The 24,714-nt window shown below is 69.0% G+C and carries 22 protein-coding genes; 7 read left to right on the forward strand and 15 right to left on the reverse strand.

All coding sequences use genetic code 11. The annotated features are described in order from the left end of the window. The 5 genes from ACLN58_RS05125 to ribB form a co-directional block, all read right to left on the reverse strand. Positions 1–157, reverse strand: a 157-nt coding sequence (locus tag ACLN58_RS05125) for an FAD-dependent oxidoreductase (protein ID WP_415854221.1), incomplete at its 3' end; no start/stop codon positions are given. A 45-nt stretch (positions 158–202) separates the two neighbouring features. Further along, positions 203–601, reverse strand: coding sequence for an SRPBCC family protein (locus ACLN58_RS05130; RefSeq protein WP_415854200.1), 399 nt, complete (start codon positions 599–601; stop codon positions 203–205). After that, positions 594–1,226 carry a hypothetical protein gene (locus tag ACLN58_RS05135; protein WP_415854201.1) on the reverse strand — a complete coding sequence of 211 codons (633 nt, stop codon included), beginning with the start codon at positions 1,224–1,226 and terminating at the stop codon, positions 594–596. Before ACLN58_RS05135 ends, ACLN58_RS05130 begins: the two co-directional genes overlap by 8 nt. Before the next feature lie 3 nt (positions 1,227–1,229). After that, positions 1,230–2,375 (reverse strand): lysophospholipid acyltransferase family protein, encoded by a 1,146-nt coding sequence (locus tag ACLN58_RS05140; protein WP_415854202.1) that lies wholly within the window; start codon positions 2,373–2,375, stop codon positions 1,230–1,232. Positions 2,376–2,440: 65 nt separating this feature from the next. Further along, on the reverse strand, positions 2,441–3,082 hold the full coding sequence (gene ribB / locus ACLN58_RS05145; RefSeq protein WP_415854203.1) for a 3,4-dihydroxy-2-butanone-4-phosphate synthase: 642 nt from the start codon (positions 3,080–3,082) through the stop codon (positions 2,441–2,443). 279 nt (positions 3,083–3,361) lie between these two features. Between ribB and ACLN58_RS05150 the strand changes: the two genes are divergently transcribed. After that, positions 3,362–5,605, forward strand: a complete 2,244-nt coding sequence (locus ACLN58_RS05150) for an MMPL family transporter (protein ID WP_415854204.1) — start codon at positions 3,362–3,364, stop codon at positions 5,603–5,605. 208 nt (positions 5,606–5,813) lie between these two features. Continuing rightward, a complete protein-coding gene (locus ACLN58_RS05155) occupies positions 5,814–6,326 on the forward strand; it encodes a MarR family winged helix-turn-helix transcriptional regulator (protein WP_415854205.1) in 513 nt (170 codons plus the stop codon). Here the strand turns inward: ACLN58_RS05155 and ACLN58_RS05160 are convergent. Next, entirely contained in the window at positions 6,312–7,067 is a 756-nt protein-coding gene (locus ACLN58_RS05160; protein ID WP_415854206.1) for a class I SAM-dependent methyltransferase, read from the reverse strand. The genes ACLN58_RS05155 and ACLN58_RS05160 overlap by 15 nt on opposite strands. Positions 7,068–7,154: 87 nt before the next feature. On the opposite strand from ACLN58_RS05160, the gene ACLN58_RS05165 reads away from it, so the two are divergent. From ACLN58_RS05165 to ACLN58_RS05175, 3 genes are all read left to right on the forward strand, one after another. Beyond that, positions 7,155–7,541, forward strand: coding sequence for a MerR family transcriptional regulator (locus ACLN58_RS05165; RefSeq protein ID WP_415854207.1), 387 nt, complete (start codon positions 7,155–7,157; stop codon positions 7,539–7,541). A gap of 84 nt (positions 7,542–7,625) precedes the next feature. Continuing rightward, a complete protein-coding gene (locus ACLN58_RS05170) occupies positions 7,626–9,290 on the forward strand; it encodes a sensor histidine kinase (RefSeq protein WP_415854208.1) in 1,665 nt (554 codons plus the stop codon). Between the two features lie 84 nt (positions 9,291–9,374). Beyond that, entirely contained in the window at positions 9,375–11,513 is a 2,139-nt protein-coding gene (locus ACLN58_RS05175; protein ID WP_415854209.1) for an elongation factor G-like protein EF-G2, read from the forward strand. Between the two features lie 112 nt (positions 11,514–11,625). On the opposite strand, the gene ACLN58_RS05180 is transcribed toward ACLN58_RS05175, so the two are convergent. From ACLN58_RS05180 to ACLN58_RS05190, 3 genes are all read right to left on the reverse strand, one after another. Continuing rightward, a complete protein-coding gene (locus ACLN58_RS05180; protein WP_415854210.1) occupies positions 11,626–13,272 on the reverse strand; it encodes a hypothetical protein in 1,647 nt (548 codons plus the stop codon). Between the two features lies 1 nt (position 13,273). Continuing rightward, positions 13,274–14,479 carry an acyltransferase family protein gene (locus ACLN58_RS05185; protein WP_415854211.1) on the reverse strand — a complete coding sequence of 402 codons (1,206 nt, stop codon included), beginning with the start codon at positions 14,477–14,479 and terminating at the stop codon, positions 13,274–13,276. A gap of 184 nt (positions 14,480–14,663) precedes the next feature. Then, positions 14,664–15,113, reverse strand: coding sequence for an anthrone oxygenase family protein (locus tag ACLN58_RS05190; RefSeq protein WP_415854212.1), 450 nt, complete (start codon positions 15,111–15,113; stop codon positions 14,664–14,666). Between the two features lie 84 nt (positions 15,114–15,197). On the opposite strand from ACLN58_RS05190, the gene ACLN58_RS05195 reads away from it, so the two are divergent. After that, entirely contained in the window at positions 15,198–15,773 is a 576-nt protein-coding gene (locus ACLN58_RS05195; protein ID WP_415854213.1) for a TetR/AcrR family transcriptional regulator, read from the forward strand. Positions 15,774–15,806: 33 nt separating this feature from the next. On the opposite strand, the gene ACLN58_RS05200 is transcribed toward ACLN58_RS05195, so the two are convergent. The 5 genes from ACLN58_RS05200 to ACLN58_RS05220 form a co-directional block, all read right to left on the reverse strand. Further along, positions 15,807–17,399, reverse strand: a complete 1,593-nt coding sequence (locus ACLN58_RS05200) for a glycoside hydrolase family 66 protein (RefSeq protein WP_415854214.1) — start codon at positions 17,397–17,399, stop codon at positions 15,807–15,809. 81 nt (positions 17,400–17,480) lie between these two features. Beyond that, positions 17,481–18,356, reverse strand: a complete 876-nt coding sequence (locus tag ACLN58_RS05205) for a carbohydrate ABC transporter permease (protein WP_415854215.1) — start codon at positions 18,354–18,356, stop codon at positions 17,481–17,483. A gap of 2 nt (positions 18,357–18,358) precedes the next feature. After that, positions 18,359–19,327, reverse strand: a complete 969-nt coding sequence (locus ACLN58_RS05210; protein ID WP_415854216.1) for a carbohydrate ABC transporter permease — start codon at positions 19,325–19,327, stop codon at positions 18,359–18,361. 2 nt (positions 19,328–19,329) lie between these two features. After that, a complete protein-coding gene (locus ACLN58_RS05215) occupies positions 19,330–20,625 on the reverse strand; it encodes an extracellular solute-binding protein (RefSeq protein ID WP_415854217.1) in 1,296 nt (431 codons plus the stop codon). A 144-nt stretch (positions 20,626–20,769) separates the two neighbouring features. Next, on the reverse strand, positions 20,770–22,503 hold the full coding sequence (locus ACLN58_RS05220) for a glycoside hydrolase family 13 protein (RefSeq protein WP_415854218.1): 1,734 nt from the start codon (positions 22,501–22,503) through the stop codon (positions 20,770–20,772). 216 nt (positions 22,504–22,719) lie between these two features. Here ACLN58_RS05220 and ACLN58_RS05225 point away from each other — a divergent pair, with 216 nt between their 5' ends. Beyond that, positions 22,720–23,916, forward strand: coding sequence for an ROK family transcriptional regulator (locus ACLN58_RS05225; protein WP_415854219.1), 1,197 nt, complete (start codon positions 22,720–22,722; stop codon positions 23,914–23,916). A gap of 16 nt (positions 23,917–23,932) precedes the next feature. Here ACLN58_RS05225 and ACLN58_RS05230 read toward each other — a convergent pair. After that, positions 23,933–24,714: hypothetical protein (locus tag ACLN58_RS05230; protein WP_415854220.1), on the reverse strand; the 782-nt coding region annotated here is incomplete at its 5' end.

Here is a 24,714-nt window from a genome sequence, read left to right on the forward strand (position 1 = left end):
CCTTCGAGGGCACGCACCCCGTGTTGACGCACGTCCCGCCGACCGTGCCGGCCTCGACGATCGCGACGCTCCGCCCGATCGTCGAGGCCCTGATAGCGGCCGCGAAGCCCGCGCTGCCCGAGCCGATCACCACAAGGTCATACTGGCGTTCTCCCATGAGGCCACGGTCCTCCTTCCAGCGAGGGGAAGGTCAAGCCGGAGCCTAGCTTGCGGCGGCGACCTCGTCTCTCAGCCTCTCGAGCCGCCAGTCGGCCACGGCCGCAAACGCCGGGCGCATGAGGAAGAGGATGAGCCCGGTGTGGCGGAACGTGTGGGTCACCACAGTGCCCTCGTCGGAGGCCTCGAGGACCCACTCGCCGTCCTCCCGCGAGCCCAGCCCGGACATGGTGTACCGGACGGCGGTTTCGCCGATCTCTGTGTAGCGGAGCACGGCCCGCGCGACGCCGCGGATCGTGGCCCGGTAGGGCCGTCCCGCCAGGGCGGGACCCGAGCCGTCGAGGCTGCTGAAGGCCGGGTTCCACGCCGCGATCCGGGACGTGTCGGCGAGGACCGCGAGGACCGCCGCGGCGTCCCGGGGAACGGTGATGCGACCGCTATACATGGCCGCCCCCTCCCACGAGTTGGCGCGAGTTCAGGAGGGACCGGGCGGCGCGCTCCCATGGCATCGGCACGAGACGCGTCAGCCAGTGCGCGGACCGGGCCTCCTCGTCGTCGATGGACCCGCCGAAGAGGTGGTCGGCGAGGTCGGCGAGCTGCTCGGGCGAGTGCCCGCTGTAGGCCCGGCTGCGCACCGCGAACCGCACGTTCGGAGACGCGGCCGAGGCCGGGCTGACGGCCAGCGGAGCCTGCAGGACCGCGGGCTCCTCCCCCGAGCGAGCCTGCACGGCGGCTTGAAACCTCCGGGCCTCGTGCCGGTAGCGCTCGGGCAGCCAATCCAGGAACGGGACCGTGAGCTCCACCAGGGACTCATCGGGGCGGTGACCCCGAACCACCGCGACGTCGTCGAGCTCGTCGGGGAAGGCCGTGAGCACCGTCGGCGTGAGATCAAGCAGGATCAGGAGGCAGCCGCCGTCCCTGAGATGGCGGAGCACCTCCTCCTTCTCGTGGCGGTCCGGCCAAATCCGCGCGAGGCGCCACGAGCCGTCGGTCCGGCGGCTCCACAGCAGCCGGGACGCGCCTTCCGTCACGATGAGGTGACCGCTCGACGTCTTCAGAATGGTCGTCACGAACTACACCACCCTTTCGAGGGCGAGATACTCCTTCGCCCTGCCGAGTCGTCTGGCAGCGCGCACTTGGTCCGCCGGCGTCTCGGCGAGAACGCGGCGGTGGGCCTCCTGGGCCTCCCGGTGGCGTCCCGCGGCGGCGAACGCCTCGGCGAGGGCCGCGACGGCGCGAGTGTCCCCCGACGGGGAACTCGCGTCGGACGCCGCGAAATGCTCGATGGCCGCCGCCTTGCTGGCCCCGAGCAGGCCCGGGGAGCCGAGGTGCCAGCGGCCCATGAGGTAGTGGGCGTCCTTGTGTTCGGGGACCCGCTCGAGCACGTCCCGCGCGCCGCTCCGGACCCGCAGGGCGTAGGAGAGCTTGAGCGGAAGCGGCGCATCGAGGGCCCGCAGACCCAGGAGGCGGACGCGCTGGGCGTTCAGGTCGGGATGGTCGGGGACGGTGCTGCGGTACAGTCCCGTGAGGTACTCGAGGCGGCGGCGCGCAGCGCCATCGAGACGCCCCGAGGCGTCGAAGCCGTCGGTGATGAGCGCGTCGACGAGCGCCGCGCCGCGGGCGCCGAGCTCATCGGCGCGTGCGCCGTCGGCGTTGGCCTTGGCCCGTGCGATGAGCTCACCGACGGCACGCCGGGACGCCGACGCGAGCTGCTCGGACCGCTCCTGCTTCGTGCCCCCGGAGGGCTCCTCAAGGGGCTGGCCGAACGCCACATGGACGCGGCCGTTGCGGAGGCGCCTCGCGCCGCGCGGCAGCACGGTGTTCGTCCCGACCATGCCGAGCGGGACCACGGGGACGCCGGCGCTGAGCGCGAAACGGAACGCTCCGGCCTTGAACGGCAGCAGGTCAATGCCGTCGCCCCGTGTGCCCTCCGGATACACGCAGAGCCCGTGGCCGTCTGAGAAGACGCGCTGGACCTGGCGGATGGTCGTGGGACTGGGCCGGTCGCGGTCAACGGGGATCCCGTACCAGGCCTCGGTCCACACCCTGCTCACGGGCCGCTCGAAGCTCTCGGCCTTGGTGAGGAACCAGGTCGGGTTCCCGCGCACCGCGTTGACGAGGAATTCGACGACATAGTGGTCGAAATAGCTCGCGTGGTTGGGCACGAGGACGAAGGGCCCGCTCGTCGGGACGTTCTCGAGGCCCTCGATCGAGCCCATCCGTCGAAGGACTTGACGCGACCCCCACGAGAACGTGAGGGCGCGAATTGCGGTTCTAGCGTCCACTACGCCCCCGCGAGGTACGCGCGGAGGAGCTCGATGCTCGTCAGGAGCAGGCCGTGCTGCGCGGCGAAGCCCACGAGGTCCGTGAGCCGTAGCATCTCGCCGTCCTCGCCGATGATCTCCACGATGACGCCGGCCGGCCGGCAGCCGGCGAGCCGGGCGAGGTCCACCGAGGCCTCGGTGTGACCGGGGCGCTCGAGGACGCCGCCCGCACGGGCGACGAGGGGGAACACGTGGCCCGGGCGGACCAGGTCGTCAGCCGTTCCGGTCAGGGCGAGGGCGATCGTGCGGGCGCGCTCGGAAGCGGAGATGCCGGTCGTGACGCCGTTGGCGCGCGTGCCGTCGATGCTCACCGTGAAGGCGGTGCCCATCGAGTCTTCGTTGCGCTCAACCATCGGCGGGAGGGCGAGCACGGCGGCACGCTCGGGGGTCATGGACAGGCAGACGAGCCCCTTGCCGTGGGTGATCATGAAGTTGATCACCGCCGCCGTCGCGTGCTCGGCGGCAACGACAAGATCGCCTTCATTCTCGCGGTCCTCGTCGTCGACGACGACCACCATCTCGCCGAGCGAAATGGCCTCGATGGCGGCCTCGGCGGAGGCCAGGGTGAACGTGGGGGTGAGGGGGTCAGCGTAGATCGTCATGGCATTTCCTTCTGTCTGGGGCTGGGGACCCGGATCAGGGTGTGAAAAGTGACAGACGCCGGCAGAGCTAGCGGGACCAATTCGTGATCCGTCATGGATGATGTATCACGCGAATCATGTCGGTCAAGTTGTTGGAGAAAACCTTAACCTCCGGTTCACACACCGATTTCCAGCGGTTCCCCCGCCGTGCGTGTTCCGCTCCGGGTGGTTGACGCGACTGGATAGATGATGGAACATGCATGACGTGTTATCTAATTCGACGACTGACAGGCCACTCTCATGAACCGTGTCACCCGCTTCTCCATCGCCCGCCCGTGGACGGTGATCGTCGGCTGGATCATCATCTTCCTCGTCTCCGCCGCCGGCGCCATCCAGCTTGACGGCGCCCTCTCGGCAGGCGGGTTCACCAACCCGCGCGCCGAGGCGCTCACCACGCAGGCCGACGTCGAGAAGGCGTTCGGCGATCAGCCGAACCAGATCATCGTGGCCGTCGACTCGAAGACGGCTCAGGACGCCGGCGGCCTCGCCCCGCTCGTCACCGTGCTCCAGGACGCGGGCGCGTCCACGATCACGGGGCCCGCGCAGAACACCAAGTTCCTCTCTGCCGATCGGAAGACGGCGGTCATCGTCGCCGGGTTCGGCGGCGACAACACCGCCGTCCAGAACAAGGTCCCCGACCTGCAGCGCTCGCTCGGCGGCAAGATCGCTGACGCCTCGGTCTACGTGACCGGCCAGCCCGCGCTCGACTACCAGCTCAACGTGCACTCGAAGGAGGATGCGACGCGGGCGGAGATGATCGTCTTCCCGTTCCTCATCGTCGTCCTCCTGCTGGTGTTCCGCTCCGTCGTCGCGACCCTCGTGCCCTTGCTCATGGCGGGGACGGCCCTCGCGGTCGCGAGCGCGCTCGGCTTCGTCGCGACGCGATTCACCGACATCTCGATCCTGTACTCGAACATCGTCTCGATGATCGGCCTCGCGGTGGCCGTGGACTACTCGCTCTTCATCATCAAGCGGTATCGCGACGAGCTCGCGGCGGGCAAGGACACCGTCGCGGCCCTCGAGACGGCCACGAAGACCGCGGGCCGGAGCGTCGTCTTCAGCGGAATCGCCGTCGCCGTCGCGCTCGTCGCGCTCTTCATTCCCAACGTCATGGCGTTCACGTCCATCGCGCTCGGCGGCGTCCTGGTCACGCTCGTGGCGATCGGCCTCAGCGTGACGGTCCTCCCTGCCGGCCTCAAGCTCCTGGGCGGCCGCATCAACTGGGGCACCATCAAGCTTCCGTTCGGGCGGGGCCGCGAGGACGCCGCGAAGGGTGGCCGGCGGACCCTCGCGGGCGGTCGCCGGCCGGCGCTCGTGGGCCTTCTGGGCGTCGCCGCGATGCTCCTTGCCGCGGTGCCCGTGCTGAGCATCTCGCTGCAGTCGCCCGTCGCGAGCGCGACGGTCCTCCCGTCCGGGGACCCCGCTCGCGAGGGACTCACGGTCATCGACCGCAACATCGGCCACGAGGGTCTCTTCCCGATCCAGATCGTCGTCAGCGCGCCCGCTGGAACCAGCACTCAGGATGTGGCGGAACGCGTCGAGAGCCTCACGGCTTCGGCGAAGGCCAAGGCTGGCGTCGCGGCCGTCACCTCGGTGACGTCCACGGGCGCGAGCCCCGCCCAGGTGCAGGCGGCCCTCGGCAACCCGCAGACGGCCGCCAGCTTCAAGGGCCTCTGGAGCGAGCAGAACGGACGCACCACCGCGCGCATTCTCGTCGACACCGTCGAGGGCCCCGACTCCGTCCGCGCCCACGAGCTCGTGAAGGAGTTCAGGTCCGACGGCGCGGCCGCCCCGGCGCCGTTCACGGTGCGCGTCACGGGAGCTACGGCCCAGGGCGTCGACTTCGACGAGACGCTCGTGGGCTCAATCCCGCTCATCGCGGGCCTCGTGGTGGTCCTGACGTTCGTGATGCTCGCGTTCGCGTTCCGGTCCTTCCTGCTGCCGCTGCTCGCGCTCTTCTTCAACTCGCTCGTGGTGCTCGCGTCCGTCGGCCTGCTGACGGGGCTGCTGTCCCTCGGCGGGAGCGCCCCGCTGAACTCGGTCACGCCGATCCTGCTCTTCGCCGTGATGTTCGGCCTCTCGATGGACTACATGGTGATCATCATGTCCCGCATCGTCGAGGCGTTCCGGAGCGGCAGCGACTTCCACGTCGCCGTCACGACGGGCGTGCGCGCCACGCGCTCGATGATCAACAGCGCCGCCATCATCATGGTCGCCGTGTTCGTCTCGTTCTCCTCCGCACAGATCAGCATCGTCCGGGAGATCGGATTCGGGCTCGCGATCGCCGTGATCCTCGACGCGCTCGTGGTGCGGATGTTCATCATGCCGGCGATCCTCCGGGCCGCGGGTCCGCGGGTCCTTGGGCGCGCCTCGGCCGGCCACGGTTCGGACGGCCCCGCCGCCGGGGAGACTGCAGCCGAGGAGGTCGCGGCCCTTCCGACGCACGACGGCGCCCCCGCACCCGAGTCGGCCGGCGTCCACTGATGCTGGCGCGCCAAGGCGACGAATGCATGGGGTGACCGATGCCTTGGCGCGGTGCGCTGTGGCGGGGACGGCCGTCGTCGTCCCCGCCACAGCCTCATGGGGAAGGCGGGGTTCCCGCCCCCGAAATTGATGACATGCTATCGTTCTCGACAGCGTCCCACCGAAACCTGCCGGCCCCGGTGCTGGCTTCAAACCCGCAGGACCTCCCATGACCACGACCGCCAGCAAGCCAAGCCGCTCCGATGCCTCGGCCATCGCGCCGACGGAACTCAGGTACCTCGTTCTTGCGGCCCAGCGCGAAGGCAATCGCGCCCTCGTGAAGCTCCTCGCGGACCTCGACCTCACGCCGTCGCAGGCCGAAATCCTGCTCGTCTTGGACGAATATGGCCCGGTGACGTTGCGCGAGCTCGGCGAGCTCATCGTCTGCGAGGCGGGCAGCCCGAGCAGGATCGTCGAAGTTCTCGTGCAGCGCGGGCTCGTGGAGCGTTCGTCGTCGGCCCTCGACCGCCGGGCGGTGCAGCTCGGCGTCACCGCCGAGGCCGCACGGCTCATCCCCCGGCTGCGTGCGGTCGAGGAGCATCTGGACGCCTACGCGACGTCGCTGCTCTCGGCCAAGGAACAGGCCGTGCTCGGACGCGCCCTCCGCAAGTACCTCGCAGGGACGCCGAGCGCCGAGGTCCTCGAGCACCGTTTCGCGGCGAAGCGCTCACACAGCGCTTAACCGATACACGGAGACGTGGCTGCGGGACTCTGCCGTGAAGGGATTGCGGTCCCAGTCCGCCCACCGGGACTCGAGGTGGAATCCGGCGAGCCGGGCCATGAGGTCGAGCTCGCTCGGCCAGACGTAGCGGTGCGGCGTGCGCTCGATACGTGCTTCGCGGCTCCCCGCGGGGTCCGGGTCGAACCGGACGTGGTGGGACACGACCCTTTGGTTCAGCACGTCATAGCTGTCCACGAGCAGATAGCCCGGATCGCTGACCTCGACGGTTCCCGAGTGCCCTGGAGGCAGCGACCGAAGTTGGGGAACCCAGAGTTCGATGACGAAGCATCCGCCCGGCTGGAGGTGGCGGGCCGCGTTCAGGAAGCAGGCGACCTGCTCGTCCTGCGTCACGAGGTTGGCGATGGTGTTGAACACGAGGTAGGCCAGCGCGAAGCTGTCTCCCGCGAGCGCGCTCGCCATGTCACCCTGCACTACGGGGATCCGTTGCTCATCGACCTTCTCGCGGAGCCGGGAGATCATCGCATGGGAGAGCTCTATTCCGCTCACCGGCACTCCCGCGTCGGCGAGCGGGATCGCCACCCGCCCAGTGCCGATCGCGAACTCCACCGCGCGCCCGCCTCGTGCAAGCCCTTTCAGGACGCCGACAGTCGGGCCGAGGACGTCCTCGGCAAACATGCCCTCACCGGGAGTGTCGTAGTTCTGCGCCACGTCGCGGTCCCACAGCTGCTGTTGGTCGGTCACGGGTCCTACTCTCTTGGGGACTGGCGGCATCGTCAACTGGAACACACGGGGAGCCAACCCGCGTTGAATCCCTCAGGGAGGCATGCCATGCGAATCTCAGAGGCCGCGGCCGCGGCTGGCACCACCGCCAAGACGCTCCGGTTCTATGAGTCGATCGGACTCATGCCCGAGCAGCCGCGGACCAGCTCGGGTTACCGCGAATACCCGCCCGAGGCGGTGCAGCGCGCCGCGTTCATCCGCCGAAGCCGCGCGGCCGGGCTCACGCTCGAGCAGACCCACCAGATCCTCCGCCTCCACGACACCGGCACGACGCCATGCGGCCACGTGAGGGAGCAGCTCGAGGAGCAGCTCGGCGCGATCGACCGTCAGATCGCCGAGCTCACGGCCCTCCGAGCCGAGGTGGCCCAGCACTACCGGGCCGCGTCAGCCGGGCCAGACGGCTGCGACACCGGGGAGATCTGCAGCTACCTCTGAGCGCCCACGAAAACTGGCACTGTCCAGATGACGTTTCCAGTCACAGAATTGACCTGTCTGCCACTGCGCGGCTGGGAGGGCACCGTGGAGAAGGTTCTGGACGTGATGATGCTCGGGCGAGTCCGATTCCACGAGCTGACAATGCGCGGGCGCGTGGTGCTGAGCCAGCTTCCCTTCAACGTGACGCTGCTCCTGGTCTGCCTCATCGCGGCGATCGCGGACCCCAGCGTCTTCACGGACGTGGGCTTCCTCGTGAGCCAAGGCCTCGCGCTCGTGCTCTTGGGCGTGTGCTTCGCGCTCCCCTGGGATCGCCTCGCGTACGGGCTGTTCCTCATCATCCCGGTGCTCGACTTCGCGCCGATCGGCATCCTGCACTACTCGAACGAGGATTCGCTGCGGGGCCTCGGCCTCCTCGCGGTCTTCCCGATCATGTGGCTCGCGGGCTCGGGCTACCGGCCGCGCATCATGGTCCCGGTTGGCGGTGTTGCGGCGCTGCTCATCGTGTGGGTTCCGCTCTTCGTTGACGGCAGGGCGACCCCGCACACCCTCGCGGCGGAGCTCCTCATCCCCTTCATGCTGTTCACGATCGGGCTCGGAACGTCGGTCATGACGCTCAGCGCGATGGCCCAGCAGGACCGCGTCGAGGAGCTCCTCCGGCGCAGCGAGACGCGTGAACGGCTGCTCGATACCGTGCTCGAGACGGTCGACGTCGGCGTCCTGGTCCTCGACGCCGAGGGCCAGAGCGCGTTCATGAACCCGAAGCAGCGCCAGCTCTACGTCGCGGCGATCCCGGACGGCGTGCCGACCGACAAGGAGGAGGAGCTCCTCATCTTCCGCGAGGACTCGGACGTGCCGGTTCCGCCGGGCGAGCGTGTGCTCGGCCGCGCGCTCGCGGGCGAGACGGTCGAACACGAGGTCTTCCGGCTGGGCCGCGGCGCGGAGGCGCGGATGGTCTCCATCTCGGCGCGGGGCTTCGACGACGCCGCCGGCGAGCGCGCGGGGACCGTCCTCGCCTCCGCGGACGTGACAGACGTCGTGGCCGCCGTGCACGCGCGCGACAAGTTCCTTGCCGCGATGTCGCACGAGTTCCGCACTCCGCTCACGAACATCCTCGGCTTCGCGGAGCTCCTCCAGGACGACTCGACCCTGAGCACCGCCGCGAAGGCCGACCTCCAGATCATGATGCGCAACGCCCACCACCTGAGCCACATGGTGGAGGACATCCTCGCTGCGTCCCTCACGGGAGCAGAGGCCGCGGCGATCCGCCTCCCGCTCGACCTGGCCGAGCTCGTGCGGCAGGCCGGCGACTCCTCGGGCCGCGAGGCCGCGGGCCGCGCGATCACCCTCCGCGTCTCGACGGACGGGCCCCTCCCGATCCTCGGCGACCGCACCGGCCTCGTGCGGGTCCTCGACAACCTCGTCTCGAATGCGCTCAAGTACTCCCAGTCCGGCACGACCATCACGCTCACCTCCTCCGAGGACGGCCCATGGGCGATCTGCACCGTCCGCGATGAGGGGCTCGGCATCCCGCCCGAGGACCTCAAGCGCGTGTTCACGCGCTTCCAGCGCAGCGACGCGGCGGTCCGCTCGGGGATCCCCGGCACAGGGCTGGGACTCGCGCTCGCGAAGGAGGTGGCGGAGCAGCACGACGGCGAACTCGACTGCACGAGCGAGGTCGGCGTGGGGAGCGTCTTCACCCTCCGGCTCCCCCTGCGCACCGCCCGGTCGCGGCGGACGGCGGAGGTGTGAAAGAGCGCGGCTATATCCCCTTGACGTGCGTTCTCGCCGCGAGAAGGGTGTACGGAAAGGATCGCTGCTGATCAGGAGGCGCTCATGTCCGTGAAGAGCACGAACGGCACCGCGAAAGCCGCGGGCCGGGCCGGGTCCGCCGAGGCCGCCGCCTCCCCGTCCGTGGATAGATCCGAGCTCATCCGCAACGTCGCGCTCGTGGGCCACTCAGGTGCCGGCAAGACGATGCTCCTCGAGGCCGTGCTCGCCTCGACCGGCGCGATCACGCGGATGGGCTCGATTGCGGATGGCAGCACGGTGAGCGATTCGGACCCCTCGGCGGTCCACCAGCAGCGCTCCGTGACCCTCTCGGTGGCACCGGTCCTCGTGGACGGCGTCAAGGTGAACCTGCTCGACACCCCCGGCTACGCGGACTTCATCGGCGAGCTGCGGGCCGGGCTCCGTGCGGCCGACGGCGCGTTGTTCGTCGTCTCCGCGGTCGACGGCATCGACGCCGCGACGATCGCGCTGTGGGCCGAGTGCGAGCGCGTGGGGATGCCGCGCGCCGTCGTCATCAGCAGGCTTGACCACCCGCGCGCGGATTACGAGGGCACCCTGGCCGCGTGCCGCGCGTCGTTCGGGGAGTCGGTGCTCCCGCTGTATCTGCCGCTGCGCTCCGCCGGCGCGGTGACCGGCCTGCTCGGGCTGCTCTCCGGCAACGTGTCCGACTACTCGGGCGACGACCTCCAGCCCGAGGTCCGCCCCGCGAACCCTGCCGAGCTCGCGGGCTGGGACGCGGCGCGAGGCGAGCTGATCGAGGGGATCATCGCCGAGAGCGAGGACGAGACGCTCATGGACCGCTACCTGGGCGGCGAGGAGATTGGGCTCGACGTGCTGATCGGCGACCTCGAGACGGCCGTGGCCCGGGGCTCGTTCTTCCCTGTTGTGCCCACGTCGGCAACCAACGGCCTCGGGACCGCGGAGCTCCTCGAGGTGCTCACGGGCGGCTTCCCCTCGCCGATCGAGCATGCCGTCCCGTCCGTGACCGACCTCGCTGGCAAGCGCGTCGGTCCGCTCACGTGCGATCCGGACGGGCCGCTCGCGGGCGAGGTCGTTCGCACGACCGTGGATCCGTTCTTGGGTCGCGTGTGCCTCGTGCGGTTGTTCTCGGGGACGCTCCGCGAGGATACGCCCGTGCACGTGGCGGGCCATGGCCTCGCGGAGCGCGGGCACCCGGACCACGACACCGACGAGCGGCTCGGCCACCTGTACTCGCCGTTCGGCGCAAACCTCCGCGCCGCGCCGTACGCAGTCGCCGGGGACCTCTGCGCGGTGGCGCGGCTTTCCGCCGAGACCGGCGATACCGTCTCCTCTCGCGATCTCCCCCTCCTCGTGGGCCCGTGGGACATGCCCGAGCCGCTCATGCCCGTGGCCGTCGAGGCCGCCTCGCACGGCGACGAGGACGCGCTCGCGAAGAGCCTCGCGAAGGTTGCCGCGGGCGATCCGACGCTCCGCGTCGAGCGCAACCCCGAGACGCATCAGCTCGTGCTGTGGTGCATGGGCGAGGCCCACGCCGAGGTGGTCTTGGATCGGTTGCGGGAGCAGGGCGTCAAGCTCCAAACGGTCGACGTCGTCACTCCCCTCCGCGAGACGTTCGCCACCCCCGCTTCGGGCCACGGCCGCTACGTCAAACAGTCCGGCGGGCACGGCCAATACGCGATCTGCGACATCGAGGTCGAGCCGCTCGAGCGGGGCGCGGGGTTCCAGTTCGTCGACAAGATCGTGGGCGGCGTGATCCCGGGCACCTATGTCTTGTCCGTTGAGAAGGGCGTGCGGGCGCAGATGGAGAAGGGGCTCTCCCAGGGCTTCCCCGTGGTCGACATCCGGGTGACGCTCGTGGGCGGCAAGACGCACAGCGTGGATTCGTCCGACGCCGCGTTCCAGGCCGCGGGCGCCCTCGCCCTCCGCGAGGCTGCGGCCGCCTCGCGGATCCAGCTCCTCGAGCCCGTCTCCTCCGTGACCATCAGCGTCCCCGACGAGTACGTGGGCTCCGTCATGAGCGATCTCTCCGCCCGCCGCGGCCGCCTCACGGGCACGACATCCGGCGAGGAGGGAACGGAGATCAACGCCGAGGTTCCCGACGCCGAGCTGCTGCGCTACGCGATCGAGCTCCGCGCCCTCACTGCCGGAACCGGCCGCTTCCGCCGCGAGTACCTGCGCCACGACCCGGCGGCGGGCAACTAACCCCAGGGTGACGAAATCCTCCGATTTCACGCGATGAACACCCTCCAAGTAGCTTCCGTCCCGAAATGTCCCGCCCTAACTGGCAGTTAGGGCGGGACATCTTTCGGGCGCATCACGCAAGCGGGTTGGGGGAAGCCGGACCGATGGGCAGGAGAGCGGTCCCGAAGTCCGTGATGGTGTACCGGCCGCATTGCACCGTGCTCTGCGGCGCTGTGCGCGCTACGGGCGGCAAGACCGGCGCGGGATGCGCATTGTCGGTCAGCACGAAGGAAACCTTGGCGTTCGCGTAATCCGTGCGATCGCTGAGCCATGGGTAGGCACCGAAGGTTTGATCCACCTGAACCAGCTGGTCGGGCTCGCCCAGATAGGCCTTAGGTCCGCGAATGGTCCAGAAGCCTCCCGCACCCGTGCGATGGCTGGCAGCGATCCAGGCGTCGACGCAGACGATGTCGGGGTCCACGACGGCGGCAGATCTGCTGAGAGCGCCCGTCGCCAGAGCCGAAACACCGAGCGCGACCACCATGAGGCCGCTCACGATGGCGCGGGCTTTCCCGCCGTCGAGGCGGCCACGGAAGGTCCTGCCTTGACCGGCTAGCCTCGGGGCGAGGACGAGCATGCATACCGGGGCGAAGACCATGGGCTGGAGGTAGCGGATCGCGAAGGTGCCGAGGCAGATCCCGCCGACGAGGAGCCCTACCGGAGCCACCCAGCCCATTCCGGAGACGATCGCCGCAGCGGCATCTCGCGCAACGAGCGAGCGGCGGAACACGATGACCGAGACGAGCATGAGCGCGACGGCAACGGTGAGCGACACGGCTCCAGCGACTGTCGACGCCCGGTCGGCCCACGCCCCCAGATAGTAAACGGCAGACCACCAAGACAACCCGGGACTTGAATACGTGGGCCCGTATTTGCTGAAGAGCGGAGTGAATGCAATTCGCGCGGCGACGCCGAGACCGCTCCCAAGAACCAGCAGGACACCCACTCGGACGGCGCCGCGCCAGCCTACAACGCGTCGGCGGGCGACGAGGGCGAGCACGAGTATGAGCGGCATCGTTGCCCAGGCCAGAAACAAGGGGTTTGTTAGCGCCGACAGCGCGCTCGTGACCATGAGCACCGGCTCAAGCCACCGCCGTCGTCCGCCGCGCTGCGCCGTGACCAGCCGCGCAACGATCCCTGTCGCCGCGACCGCCCCGAGAAGGGTCATGCTGTAGTACGTCGTCGTGACCACCAGCGATGCGAGCTCAAACGTTTCCTGGCGCGGGGAGTCTTCCAGAAGCGTCAGGGACGCCATCGCGCCGAACGCCACCAGGGCGCCGGCGACCCGCAGTGATCGGGGCCGTCCACGGTGCACGGCTCCAGCCAGGACCCTCAGGACGCCGTAGAGCAGCAGGAGATTGACCACGGCGCTCAGCGCGAACGTGCCCTTGACTCCCAGCCCTAGCCCGGCGAGCGCGAAATAGAGCCCCATTTCAGGAATGAAGAGCACGGCGGACAACGACCAGTCCTGAGGCTGTCCGGCCAGGACCGACTGGCGGACCAGCGCCGGCAACACCGAATCGCCGTCGTAGTAGAGGAGCCACGAGCGGTCCGTGGCGTCCACATGCCACACGGCCAGGAGGGCGAGCGTGAGGGCCAGAACGAATCCCGCCGACTCGGCCGCCCATGGAGGCACGGCGGTCGACGCGCGTTGAGGCGTCGCGGTGGGCGCCGCCGAGCTGAAGTCCTCCCGCGAGGACAGGAATCCGAGCGCTGACACGCTACAGCCCAGACGCCGAGCTGTGCGTGTGCGCCGGGCCCGCCGTCGAGTCGGCGAGTGGCCTGGCGCGTTCGCGCGAAAACAAGTCTCGAACGGCCCGTTCGCACGGCTTCTCGACGTACCGGTAGGCGAGCCCAGCGAGGCCGGCGGCCGCGATGAGGGCCGGCGGCACAAGCCACCACGGGAGGCTCTGTGGCCCCGCGCCGATCGCGAGGCCCACGGCACCCAGCACGAGGTAGTGGACCATGTAGAAGGAGAACGACCGGTCCCCCAGCGCGACCATTCGTGGGTGAGTCAGGAGACGGCTGTCTCCGGAGAGTTCCCGCCGCGCGGACGTCCAAATGAGCACGACGACGGCGGGCAGCAGGAGAGCCTCGATCGCCCACCAGGGCGTGACGTGGAGGAGGTCGGCGATGAGCGCGAGCATGAGTCCCGTCGTGGTCGCGGCAGCGGCGGCGAACTGGATCGTGCGCGACGGGACATGGCCGGCCTTGAGCAGGAGCGCCAGGGCGACGCCGATCACGAACTCGGCGAGCCGATACGGCGGGAAGTCGTAGGTGAAGAAGTGGGCGGCCCAGGCGTTCACCTCCACGCCCAGCGTGAGCTGGATCAACAGCCCCATGACCGGCTGAAGGATCGCGAGGAAGACCACGGTGCCCACGAGCTCCCGGGCGGTGAAGCGGCGCATCACCTTCACGATCACCGGGAGCAGGAGATAGAAGAAGGCTTCCGCTGACAGCGACCATGTCACCGGATTGAAGGACGACGACGACATCGGTCCCCACGCCTGCGTCAGAGTGAGGCTCTGCACGAAATAGACCGGGTTGGTATTCGGAGCTACGGGGACGATCGCCGCGATGGCTAGCGTGGCTGCACTCAGAGGAAACAATTTCGCGAAGCGGTTCCGCAGGAACACACCGGTGCCCGCCTCCGTCGTGTCCGCCCAGGTCAGAACGAAGCCGGAGAGGACGAAGAAGAAGCTCACGCCCACGAATCCGAGGTCCACCACGGGAAGCTGGTACTGGCCAAAGCCATGCATGAGCGCGACGACTCCAGCAGCCACGAACCGAAGACTCGTCAGTGAATGCAGTCGTTTCACTGCGCCTCGCTCAGGATCTGCTGGCGGACCATTCGGTTGTCCCCTTTCCGTACGGAATGTAGGGGTGGGCCACCCCGATTCCCCCACCGGAAAAGTCTCCCTGCACACCGCCGCTCCGAAGGGCCGTCGGCTCGAAACCTTGCCCAATCCTTGGGGGAACCTTCGCTGCAGTTGCGAGAGGGCACATCGGGAGGATCCGCGGGTATCCGCCTCGATTCGAGTGGGCAGGCACGTCGCGCAAAAAATGTCCCGCCCTCATTCACGGTGAGGGCGGGACATTTTTTGCGCGCGGTCAGCGGGCTACTGCGACGAGTACGAGCACCAAGGCCGCGACGAGGATCGCGACGCGGGCGTAGTGCAGGCGGTCCCAGCGCTGGTGCTGTTCCCGCCAGTCGGCAGGGTGGTCCTCGGCCGTCCAGGTCACCGAGCGGTTGTTGATCGGAACGAGAAGGGCGACCGACATGATGATGCTCACTGCGAGCAGCGCCGCGGCGACGAGTGATGCTGCGGCGGACGGCGTTCCCCACGCGAGCGCCGTGAGCGCCGCGACGAGGATCAGCGAGCCGATGTACCAGAACGGCATCGCGCGCCCGAGCATCCGGCCGCCGTGTGCGCGCGCTTCCAACGACGCGCCGACCGGGAGCCGCAGCACGATCGGATTGACGACGAACGCGACGGCGAACTCCACCCCGACCATGAGGCCGACGACGGTCGCGGTGATGACGGAGAGAACCGAGATCATGCTTTTCCCCTCAAGTTAGCAACGCTAGATTATCTAGCGGTGCTAACATATGCCTTAGGGGCCCGGACCGCAAGGGGAGGATCGATGACTGAACCCACAGCCCGTCAGCGACGGAGCGACGAGAGGCGCCAAGGCATCCTCGATGCCGCACGCGATCGCGCCGATGCCGAGGGCTGGGCGGCCGTGACCACCCGGCATCTGGCGGAGGCGATCGGCTACTCCCAGCCGGTGCTGTACGGCCACTTCCCCGGTGGCAAGACGGAGATCATGCGGGTCATCGCCTTCGAGGGCTTCGCGGAGCTCACGCGACGGTGTCGCTCGGCCGTCGGAAACACGAGGGGACGCAAGGCAGTCGAAGCGGTCGCCGCGGCGTATCTGGACTTCGCCGCGGCACACCCCGCCGTCTACGAGGCGATGTTCCAGCAACCGATCGACACGCTCTTCGCGAGCGAGGACACCGAGCCCGAACTGCGAGCCGGCTTCGAGGCCCTTGCCGACGCGGTGAACGAAGAGGACGACGGAACGAGGACCGAAGTGTTCTGGGGTGCCCTGCACGGCATGAGCCAACTCGAACGCGCCGGCCGCATGCGCCCCGAACACCGATCGCGGCGCATCTCGGAACTCGCCGCACACTTCGACCCGGACGCCCCCAGCTCCTAAAACCGACCCAACCGAAGCGCAGCGCGGAGCCCCTCAGTCCTCGCTGATGTGCACGATCTGCCACACTGTCGGTGCGGGCAACTGCGCGAGGAGGTAGTCGCCGTCGACCGTGTAGGGCACGTCGGTGAGGTGCGCCTGGCCGTCCGGGTCCGCGACCCGAATCCGCGGGAGCCCGGCCCGCGTGCGCCGGAGCCGCAGGGTGCCCTCGCCTGGGGAGACGGGCACCGCGCGCGGCGCGTCCCAGAGCGTGTCCGGCTGGCCGTTGAGGTTGATGAGGTGGACCACGAGCCCTTGCGGCGTGCTCGTGACGCGCCGCCACACCGCCCCCGCGGTGGGCGCCTCGGTGACGGGCGTCTCGGCGTAGGCGACGTCGACGTCGTCGTTGTAGCCGCCCGCGTAGGAGCCCGTGACGTCGTGGATGTCGGGGTCCATGAGGAGGGCATCGTGCTCGACGAGGAAGTCGTACCAGCGGGCCAGGAAGCGCTCGGTCTCCGGGACCACGGGGTGGTTCTTGACGTAGTACGGGTCCACGAGGACGCGGTCGGCCTCGCCGGCCAGGAGCTGGGTGGCTCCGTGGCTGAAGGCCGTGGCCATCGTGAACGCCGCGGCGCGGTCGGCGCTCGCCTGGTCGGGGGTCTGTGCGTAGACGTGCTGGTATGCGGCAAGCACCACCGGCTGGTCCCGCCTCGACGCCTTCGCCCGCTCGATGACCCGCACGAGCGATTCCAACGTCACATGCGGCGGCCACACCTCGACGTACACCGCGTCCTGCGATGTCGGCGCAGTGGCCCACGTCGGGAAGTCGTTGACGTTGTTGAAGACCAGCCGGCTCGGCGGGAGCGCCGCCCGGATCCGCTCGATGAGCGCCACGAACGACTCCGCGAGATCGACTCCCCGCCCGTCCGGCGTGAGCGCGTACTTGGGGTAGCCGTACTGGTCGAGGTGGAACCCGTCGAAGCCGATCTCCGCGGTGGAGCGGTCGAGCTCCTCGGCGAAATGGCTGAGCCACGGCTCCGCGGCCGGGTCCACGAGGTTGAGGAAGTCGCCGAGGCTGTGGACGGTGCCCGAGGGCGTGGTCAGGGCGAGCTTCTCCCACTGGGACCATTCGTCGTGCCCCACGCCGTAGACCGCGGCGTAGCCGAGCGAAGCCGCGCCAGCGGCGCGGAACGCCTCGACGAGGCGGCGCACGGTCGCGAGGGAGATCGTCTGATCCAGCGCGTCCTGGTACTCCTCCCCTCCCCCAAGGAGATCGGCGTGCCTGTAGGCCCAGTCGTAGAACTGGATGCCGTTGAGGTGGAGGCGCCGCGCGCGGCGGACCACGGCGTCGACGTCTTTCTCGGGCGAGTAGCTCGCGACGAAGCCATAGCGCAGCCGGCACGTGGGATCCTCGGTGACCTCGACCGCGGTGCGCAAGGCCCCGCCGTCGTACGTGTACTCGACGCCATAGGTGCCCTGGTCCAGCGCCCCCAGCGAGGCGGCGCCCGGGCCGACGCCCTCAAGCCGAAGCACTAGGTCGCCGAGGCGCAGGACGGTCAGGGAGCCCGTAGTCCCCTCGGGGACGTCGAGGACGACGGCGACATCGTCGCCCGGGCGGTAGGAGGCCTTGGTGGGCAGGAGTTCAGTCATTGAGAGAGGTTCTCCGTGGTTGGTGGGGCCCGGGTTGCCTGGGGGCGCGAGATGGGTGGGCGCGGCTGCTTGATGGCGCAGCTACTTGATAGCGCCGGCCGTAATCCCGGTGATGAGGTGGCGCTGCCCGGCCATGTAGACGGCGACGACGGGAATGACGGCGATCGTCGAGGCGGCGAAGACGAGGCCCCAGGCGGTGGCGTGCTCGCCCTGGAACGCGGCGATGCCGAGCGGGAGCGTGCGCTTGCTCGAGTCGCTGATGACGGTGAGGGCCCAGATGTATTCGTCCCAGGCCCCGAGGAAGGAGAAGACGGCGGCGGTCGCGAGCGCGGGGCGCCCGAGCGGGACGTACAGGCGGAGGAACTTCCGCAGGGTCCCGGCGCCGTCGATCGTCATGGCCTCGTCGAGCTCCATGGGGACGCGCTCGAAGAACGCGCGCAGCATGAAGGTCGTGAAGGCGATCTGCCCCGCGGTGTAGAAGAACACGAGGCCGTTGAGGGAATCGACGAGGCCGAGGGACTTCGCGAGGATGAACTGAGGAACGATCACCACGATGCCCGGGATCATGAGCCCCGCGAGGAGCACCCCGTAGACCACGTTCTTGAGCGGGAAGTCGAAGCGCGCGAACGCGAAGGCCGTCATGGCGGAGATCGCGACGGACGCGAACGTGGTCAGGATCGAGACGTAGGCCGAGTTGAGGAAGTACCGGCCGAAGTCGCTGCCGTTCCACGCGTCGAGGTAGTTGGAGAACGTGAAGTTCTGCGGGATGAAATGCGGCGGGCTGGGCAGCAGGGCCGTGTCCGGCTCGAGCGACGTCGAGACCATGATGACGAACGGCGCGAGCATGAACGCGGCGCCCACCGCGACGAGGACCACGCGGATCCACGCCGCGGTGATCGACCTGCCTCGGCGCCCCCGAATGCCGGCACGGGCCGCGGCCGGTGCTATAGAGGTCACGGTCACGCCTCCTTCTTCTCGCGGGTCACGCGGTACTGCACGTAGGAGACCGCGGAGATGATGATGGCCAGCACGAATGACATCGCCGACGCGAAGCCGAAGTCCAGGAACGAGAACGCCTGCTTGTACATGTAGCTGAGCGGCACCTCCGTGGTCCCGGCCGGCCCTCCGTTGGTCATGAGGAGCACCGACGGGAAGACGTTGAACGCCCCGATGATCTGGACGATGGAGACGAACACGATCGTGCCGCGGATCCCCGGGAACGTGACGTTGGCGAAGCGTTGCCACGCGTTCGCGCCGTCGATCGAGGCGGCTTCGTAGAGGTCCTGCTGGACGCCGCTGAGCGCGGCGAGGAAGACGACGATGCACCAGCCCAGGTTCTTCCAGATCCCGAGCAGGGAGATGGCGGCCATCGCGGTCCAGCGCTGCTCGAGCCACGGCACCGGCTCGCCGACCATGTGCAGGATGTCCTGGAGGAACCAGTTCACGGCGCCGTTGTCGGTCGTGAAGAGGTACCGGAAAAGGAGCGAGACGACGACCCAGCTCGTGACGACTGGGATGTAGTACAGGACCCGGAAGAGGGTCCGGCCGGCCATGGGCCGGTGGAGCAGCGTCGCGAACGCGAGGGCCAGGGCGATCGTGGCCGGGACGGTCATGAGCAGATACGCGCCGGCGTTCACCACGCTCATCCAGAACTGCGGGTCGCTCACCGCCCGCACGTAGTTGCCCAGGCCCACGAACGGGCTCGGCGTGCCGGGCAGTACTGACCACTGGTAGAAGCTGATCTGCAGGGACCGCAGGAGCGGGTAGCCGGTGGTGAGGGTGAACAGGCCGAGCCCGGGGGCGGCGAACGCCCACGGAATCCACCAGTGCCCGGGGCGGCGTGAGGAGCCACCCCGCCGCGGCTTGAGGGGCCGCGGCGGGGCGGTGGCCGGGGCCTTGGAGGTCCCGGGGGCGGTGCTGAGGGTCATGCCTATCCTTGCGCGAGGAGCGGGTCGATCTGGGCCGCCGCGTCGTCAAGCGCCTGCTTGACGGTCGCCTTGCCCTGGAAGGCCAGCTGGACCTGCTTGGTGAAGATGTCGTCAACCTTGGCCCACTGGGACGTTGCGGGCCGAGGCCGGGCGGTCTTGAGCTGGTCGAGGTACGGCTGGTAATACGGCGCGTAGGAGGCCATCGCCGTGGCCTGGGCCGATTCGGCCGAGAGCTGCCCGACCTTGCCCATGGCCTGCTGCGCATCCGGGGAGAGCATGTAGCGGATGAACTCGGCCGCGAGGGCCTTGTTCTTCGACTGCTGCGTCATGACGATATCTTCGCCGCCGACCACGCTGATGCTGCCCCCCGAGCCAGAGAACATCGGTTCGGTGGCCGGCTTGAAGTCCGGGTAGGACTTGGTGAGGCCCGGGAACGTCCACGGGCCGTCGACGATCGTGTCGTAGACGCCCTTCGCGAGGCCGTCGGACGTCTGCATCGTTCCCGTGCCGCCGAGGATGTTCGAGGGCAGCTGCTTGTTGTTGTAGAGGTCGACGAGCAGCTGGATGGCCTCGACGGTCTTGGGGCTGTTGAGATAGCCGCTCGCCTTCGTCACGTCGGCGTTCGTCATGTCTCCCCCGTTGGACCAGATGAACGGGAGGAGGTTCCAGCCGCCGGAGCCGCCCTCGGCGAAGATGTACTTGCCGGAGCCGGGCTTGGCGGCCAGGGACTTGAGGTCGTCGAGCGTCTTGGGCGGCGCCGAGATCCCCTGCGCGGTGAGCGCGGCCTGGTTGTAGATGACCACTCGCGTGTTCGTGTCGAGCGGAAGGCCCCAGTATTTGCCCTGGTACTTGTTGGTGGCGAGGGGCCCGGGGTACATCTTGCCGGCCCAGTCCTGGAAGTCCGGCATGGTGTCGCTGAGTGGTGCGAGCACGCCGAGCTTGGCGAATTCCGGCACCGCGACGATGTCCGCGCGGAACACGTCGGGCAGGGACCCGGCGGCGGTCGCCGTGATGAGCTTCTGGTGCATCTGGTCGGAGGGCACCTGGACGCTGTTGACCTTCACGCCGGGGTGCAGCTTCTCGAACGCTGGGATGAGCGTCTTCTCGAGCGCGTCGATCTCGCCTCCGCCCGCACTGTAGGCGTGCCAGAACGTGATCTCGCCGCTGAGCTGCGCCCCGGCAGCGACCTGCTGGGCGGACGGCGTGGATTGCGAGGCGCCCGTGCCGCCCACGTCGCACGCAGCCAAGCCGGCGACGGCGGCGAGTGCGATGGCGGGCAGGGCCAGAGACCGCTTCATGAGGGTGACCTTTCGTGTCCTCGGGCAGCTTTGCCCGGAGGGTGGGTGGGTGAGGGTGGCTGGGTGGGTGAGGGTGGCTGGGTGGGTGAGGGTGGCTGGGTGGGTGAGGGTGGCTGGGTGGGTGAGGGGGTGGTGCTTGTTGTTCTAAGTGGTGCTGCGGATGAAGGCTGCGAACTCCCAGGGCCTGAGCGTCAGGCCGCGGGGGTCGGGGTAGTTGCCGAGGATGCGTTCGGCGGAGCCCCACGAGGGGTCGCCGATGTCGGCGTGGCGCTCGTCCGGCGTGAAGTTGCCGAGGACGAGCAGTTCGGTGCCCGCGTAGCTGCGGGTGTAGGCGTAGACGGCTTCGTCGTCGGGCAGGAGCATGGCGAAGTCGCCCTGAGCGATGACCGGCAGGCTGTGCCGGAGCTCGATGAGGCGGCGGTAGAAGCTGAAGACGGAGTCCTCGCGGTCCACCTGCTCCTCGGCGTTGATCTCCACCGAGTTGGGGTTGGCCGCGATCCACGGCGTCCCCGTCGTGAATCCGCCGTGCTTCCCCGACGTCCATTGGACAGGGGTCCGGGCGTTGTCGCGGTTGAGCGGCGCCATGGCGGAAAGGACGACGGCGGGATCCTCACCTCGTGCGCCGATGGCCTCCCGGTAGTGGTTGAGCACCTCGATGTCTCGGTACTCGTCGATCGAGGCGAAGCGCATGTTCGTCATGCCGAGCTCTTCGCCCTGGTAGATGTACGGCGTTCCGCGGTGGAAGTGCAGGATCCCACCGAGCATCTTCGCGGACAGCTCGCGGTAGGCGCCGTCGTCCCCGAAGCGGGAGACGATGCGCGGCTGGTCGTGGTTGCTCCAGTAGAGGCTGTTCCAGCCGCGCTCAGCGAGCCCGTCCTGCCAGCGCCCGAGCGACGCTTTGAGGTCCGTGAGCCGCAGCGGCTTCGGCGCCCATTTGCTGCCCTCGTGGTCGAGGCCCACGTGCTCGAACTGGAACACCATGTCCACCTCGCCGCGGGCCGGATCGGTGAAGAGCGCGGCGTCCTCGACGGTGACCCCGGGCATCTCCCCGACCGTCAGCAGGGCGCCCTCGCGGCCGGCGAACACGGCCTGGTTCATTTCGTGGAGGAACTCGTGGATCCGGGGGCCGCAAATGAACGACGCCGCACCGTCACCAAAGAGCCGCCCCTCGCCGACGGGTCCGTCCGGCAGGGCGAGATCCTTCGATATGAAGTTGATGACGTCCATCCGGAACCCGTCGACCCCGCGGTCGAGCCACCAGTTCATCATCGAGTAGACGGCCTCACGGACCTCGCGGTTCTCCCAATTGAGGTCCGGCTGCTTCTTCGAGAAGAGGTGAAGGTAGTACTCCCCCGTCGCCTCGTCGTACTCCCACGCGGGGCCGGAGAAGAAGGAGCCCCAGTTGGTCGGCTCGGCGCCGGGCGTGCCGGGCTCGTGGCCCGGGCGGGCGGGCCGCCACCAGTACCAGTCCCGCTTCGGGGAGACGTTCGACGCGCGGGACTCGGCGAACCAGGGGTGCTCGTCGGAGGTGTGGTTGACCACGAGATCCATGACGAGCTTCATGCCGCGTTCGTGCAGGCCGGCGATGAGCCCGTCGAGGTCGGCGAGGGAGCCGAAGGCGGGGTCGACGTCCTGGTAGTCGCTGATGTCGTAGCCGTTGTCGTCGTGCGGGGAGCGGTAGACGGGAGACAGCCAGACGACGTCGACCCCTAACCGCTTGAGGTAGTCGAGCTTGCTGATGATCCCGGGGATGTCGCCGATCCCGTCGCCGTCCGAGTCGGCGAAGCTCCGCGGGTACACCTGGTACACGACGGCGCTGCGGAACCACTCCCGCAATGCCTGCGCGGCGGCTTCGGACGGCTGTGCTTGCAAGGTCACGGATGCACCTCGAGGGGTTGGGCCGCCCGACGGCGGCGCTGCTGTCGATGAAGGATCAGTTGGTGATCGACCCCACATTGGAAGTTTTGCCGCAAAAGTCTCAACTGTCAATAGGCCAAGATTTCCCTCCTGAATCAGCGTGTAGGTTCTGGCGCAAAACTCAGGTTTCTGGAAGAATCGAGGAGCGCCAGGACGTTCTGGCCCGAAGGAGGACGCGTGGACGCCACGCCCGTGCATCCCAGCTGGCTCGGAGATCCGAGCTCCACGCGGGATGTCATGTACCGGCTGCTCATCGACGGGCCTATGTCCCGCAGCGCGCTGGCCGAGCGGCTCGGACTCTCGGCCGCGAGCCTGAGCCGCGTCACCAAGCCGCTTCTCGCCTCCGGAGAGCTCCGCGAGGTGCCCGGACGGCACGTTGGCCCCACCGGCCGGCCCACCCAGCCCCTCGAGGTCGACGCGAGCCAACACCGCTTCATCGGGGTCAAGGTGACGGGGAACCACGCGTACGCGGCGCTCGTCAATCTGCGGGCCGACGTGCTCGAGTCCGAGGACGCGCCGATCCGCGCGAAGGATCCGGACTCGGTGATCGCGGTCCTGACCTCGCTCGCGGAGAACCTCCAGCGGCGCGGCGGCGCCGCGTCGGGGCTGGGCGTCTGCCTCGGCGGGCAGGTCCGCGAGGACGGCAGCGTGGGCTACGCGCCGTTCCTCGAGTGGGAGAACGTGCCGTTCGGCGAGCGCCTCCGCGACGCAACGTCCCTCCCCGTGGCCGTCGCCAACGACCTCAACGCGCTGACCCTCATCGAGCACTGGCATGGGGCCGGCCGCGGGGTCGAGAACCTTGTGATCCTCACGATCGGCGCGGGCGTGGGCTATGGCCTCGTCATCAACAACCAGCTCATCAACGACGTCAACGCCGGCCTCGGCCAAGTGGGTCACACTCCCCTCGACCCGACGGGCCCGGCCTGCAGCCTCGGACATCGCGGCTGCGCGAACGTCGTGCTGAGCATCCGGAACATCGAGGCCCAGGCGGCTGTGTCCTTGGGTCGGAGCGTGCCCTACGAGAGGCTCATGAAGCTCGCGGCCAAGGATCCCGTGGCCCGGCAAGTCGTTGATCAGGCCGCGTTCTCCCTCGGCCGCCTCATGACGATCGCCTCGGCCTTCACGATGCCCCAGAAGATCGTCCTCACGGGCGAGGGGGTAGGCCTCGCGGTCGCCGCGCCGGACGCCGTCCGTGCTGGCAGGGCCCACGACCGGGAGAAGCACACGCCCGCCGTGCCCCTCGAGATCGTCGAGGTCAGCCACACCCACTGGGCCCGCGGCGCAGCGATTGCCGCGATGCAGCTCCCCGCGCCCCCGCAGGCAGCCGACCGGATTCCGGCGACCATAGGCGGCAGCACGACCCCAGTCCACTAACCCAGCGGCGCGGCGCTCACTCCGCCGCGTACGCGTCGACGGCCTGCTGCACCACCGAGCTGTAGGCGTCCCAGGCTTGGGGCGGCGTCGCCACGACGAGCACGCTTCCGCCCTTCGCTCCCTCGACGTAGCACGCGATCTCGCGGTAATCGTGGGTGCCGCCCTCGTTGTCGCGGGTCCGGTACGTGTCCTCCACGCACGAACCCTGGCCCCCACGGAACGCCATCCCGGTCCGGCTGGACAGCTTCTGGGCCGGCTCGCCGTTTTCGTCCACGAGGTGGTCGAGGCGGAACTCGGGCCACGTGGCCACTGACTCGTCGCCCTGCTTCGGCGTCGCGTTGAAGTAGACGAGGAGGCCAGCGCTCGGCGAGGTAATCTCGGCTGAGACGCTGCCCGGGTCGGCCTGGGCAGGCGTTGCCTCGGGCGGGAGGGACATCTTGGCGGTTCCGTCCGGGAGCTCCTCGACTTTCCATAAGCCCGGTGCGGCGCCGGCGCGGAACCAGGCGAAGGCCTGATCGCGGGACGCCGGCGCGGTTGTCCCGGAGCTGCCACCGCTCGGACCGCTGCAGCCCGAGACGAACAGCACGGCAGCGGCCACCGCTGCGGCGATCAGTCGCGCATCGGCCAGTCGCGCATCGACCAGGCGCGTGTCGACCGGTCGCCCGCCGACCAGGCGCACTCGCCCATCGACCGGTCGCCCATCGACCAGGCTCGCGCTACTTGTTGCCGTCGCCATCGTCCGGACCACCGTTGTCGTCGGCATCGTGGTCGCCTCCGCCGGGGTGAAGCGGCGGCGGA

Source organism: Sinomonas sp. G460-2 (assembly GCF_047759905.1).
Classification (GTDB): domain Bacteria; phylum Actinomycetota; class Actinomycetes; order Actinomycetales; family Micrococcaceae; genus Sinomonas.